This window comes from Bradyrhizobium sp. PRIMUS42 (assembly GCF_023006515.1).
Taxonomy (GTDB): Bacteria; Pseudomonadota; Alphaproteobacteria; order Rhizobiales; family Xanthobacteraceae; genus Bradyrhizobium.
The window spans coordinates 1-1,130 of sequence record NZ_JALBGZ010001212.1 but is presented as its reverse complement, the minus strand read 5'-3'; the positions used below and the strand labels follow the sequence as shown (position 1 = coordinate 1,130).

At 65.5% G+C, this 1,130-nt stretch carries 1 protein-coding gene; it reads right to left on the bottom strand.

The genetic code is table 11. The features are described 5' to 3' along the window. Positions 1–151 precede the first annotated feature (151 nt). The coding region (locus tag MOV75_RS39120) for an OmpA family protein (protein ID WP_247008187.1) at positions 152–1,130 on the bottom strand (979 nt) is incomplete at its 5' end.

Below are 1,130 nucleotides of genomic sequence, written 5' to 3'. Positions count from 1 at the left end.
ACCAGGGCGGCGGCGAGCGCGGCGAGCCAGCGCGCCGTCACCTTCGAGGTGCCGTTGCCGCGCTGGACCACCGAGATCCAGCCCATGCAAAAGCCCAGCAGAACCGAGCCGATCAGCCAACCCAGATGAAACGAGACGAGATAGGGCATCGTCACCTCACCAGAAATTCGATGCGGCGGTTCTTCGCCTTGCCGTCGTCGGTGTCATTGCCGGCGACGGGCTGCGTGCTGCCATGGCCGACCGCGGTGAAGCGGCTGGCGTTTAGGCCGGCCTTGACCAGATAGTCGATCACCGCCTGCGCGCGCTTCTCCGAGAGAGCTCGGTTGAAGCCGTCCTCGCCGTCTGCGTCGGTATGCCCGGCGACCTCGATATTGGTGTTGGGGCAGCGCAGCGCCGTCTCGATCAGATGATCGAGGATGGCGGCGGAGTCCGGATCGATGTCGGCGCGCTTGGCTGCGAAGCGGATCTTGCCCTTGGCCAGGAGGTCCGTGAACAATTGCTGGCACACGGTGCCGTCGACCGGCCCTGCCGCAGGCTTCACGGTGATCTCCGGCTTGTACTGCCAGTTCTTCGGGAAGTCCTTGCCGAGACCTGCACGGATGTCGTTGGCGGCCCCCTCGTAGAGGGCATCGCCCGACAGCTTCACTTCGCGGTCGGAGACGACGAGCGTGCCGGTCGACAGTCGCGACAGCGCGCCGAGCGCTGCGACCACGGCCGTGTTGAAGGAACCGGGCGCACCGATGCTGGCCTTGAGATTGTCGACGACCTTTTCGGTGAAGAATTTTCGCGAGGCGCTGGTTGCGATCGCCGCATGCACATTGTTGTCCGGAACGTAGCCGGTCAGCGTCACCGTCGCAGCAACCGGATCCTTGAACGCCTGGAAGATATAGGGCGGCGCCTTGACGTCGTTGGCGGTGACCGAAAAGCCCTCGGGCAGGTTCTTCAGCGCAGCTGCGATCGCTTCGCGGCCGCCGAGTTCGCGCGCCATGCCCGACAGATTGACCTGGGTGTCCGTGATCGTGATCTTGCCGTCCTTCAGCTTGCCGATCTGGTCCAGCAACAGCATGGCGGCGGCTTCGAACCGCGGCGGCGCGCCGCGCGCCAGACCCATCTGGTCGGCCACCTCGGCG